This is a genomic window from Candidatus Palibaumannia cicadellinicola (assembly GCF_002855795.1).
GTDB lineage: Bacteria > Pseudomonadota > Gammaproteobacteria > Enterobacterales > Enterobacteriaceae > Baumannia > Baumannia cicadellinicola_C.
The window spans coordinates 1-1360 of record NZ_NJPO01000071.1 but is presented as its reverse complement, the minus strand read 5'-3'; the positions used below and the strand labels follow the sequence as shown (position 1 = coordinate 1360).

Here is a 1360-nt window from a genome sequence, read left to right as displayed (position 1 = left end):
ATCCACGGATTGTCAAAATTATTTAAGATTAGGTATTATTACCTATGGCTAATTTAGAAACATTTTTGGTAGGGTTTTACTACAACTGTAGCGTAGATGTTGGCAGCTATATAAAGATTCTGTTCTACCCAGGCCTGCGCTGATTCCAAAGAATCAAATTCAGCAATGATTGTGTAACCATTAAATCCTGCTGTACCAGGATCGTAACTGTCAAGCACCGTGGTTAGGCCGGCTGTTAATAGTAAACCTTGGTTTTGTAGTAGTTGCAAAGGTGCCAGATCTATCAATTTACGGTTTTCCAGCGAATCTGTAACGCATTCGGCATTAATTACATAGAGCACGGTAGAAACCAAAACAAAAATTAATAAAAATATTGTATGATTTATCATCTATCTATACTAGCTATATTAGACTAGATAATGTCAAAATCAACCTATCTGTTATATGGTAATACCTATTAATTATTCATTTGTTAGTAATTATTTTACTTAAACAACTCGTAGTTGCATGTACAGACGATATAAATATATCAATAACAAAGATGATATTAGGTTGCTTAACAAATTTAATAATACCGCTGTCAAAATGGGATGACATATCATGAATGGTGTTACCAAAAGTAATACTGCGGTTTTCGCAAGCATCCAGAATAGTACCGCTGGGCTAATCAAACGAATATTAGCAAACGCTATTTCAGTACTAGCACGTATAGATCTCATAACCCCGATATTATCAATAGTAGCAATAACCGGTGAAAGGCTGAAAGCTATGGACAGCAAAAATCCAGGTACTACAACTAGCAACAATCCTAATTGTACAAGTAATGTCGTAATAAAAATTAATAGCAGCAGGCGCGGTAGCAAACGTACCGATAAAACGATAGCCCCTAATACGCTGATTGACCGTTTATTTGAGAGAAAACGTATCATCGTAAGTAGCCCACCGGTAAGTAATGCATTACCAACTAGTCCAGCGAAAGTCCCGGCGGCAGAGGTTTTAAGCAAAATTATCTGCTGGTCTATCGACATATGTTCTATGATTTGTTTCAAACTAATTTTCGATAATATTTCAAACTCAGCTTTATTATCAAGCGAGATAAGCTGGTCGCTTATGGGAGCTGGTGCTAATGCATAGCAGCCCAGCATGACGCTGATAAGTGCAGTTAAGAGCGCGAGCAAAATAATGTCGGCGAACTTATTACGGAAAAAGTTGAACGTGTCACGATATAAGATAGTCGCCATAATTGGCATGAGGGGTTCCTTGACAGAACAATACAATAATTAAAATAATTGATAGTATGAGGTACTCCGATACCATCGGTACTAGGTATTTCTATTATGAACGTAACTTATCGTAAAAC

General features: G+C 36.7%; 2 protein-coding genes. Both read right to left on the bottom strand.

Features of this window, described 5'->3' with window-relative positions; all coding sequences use genetic code 11:
* Window positions 1-53: 53 nt before the first annotated feature.
* Window positions 54-341 carry a YciI family protein gene (locus CEX73_RS01425; protein WP_101626833.1) on the bottom strand — a complete coding sequence of 96 codons (288 nt, stop codon included), beginning with the start codon at window positions 339-341 and terminating at the stop codon, window positions 54-56.
* A 147-nt stretch (window positions 342-488) separates the two neighbouring features.
* Window positions 489-1250: a YciC family protein gene (locus CEX73_RS01420; protein ID WP_101626832.1), complete on the bottom strand. Its 762-nt coding sequence runs from the start codon at window positions 1248-1250 to the stop codon at window positions 489-491.
* Window positions 1251-1360: the final 110 nt, after the last annotated feature.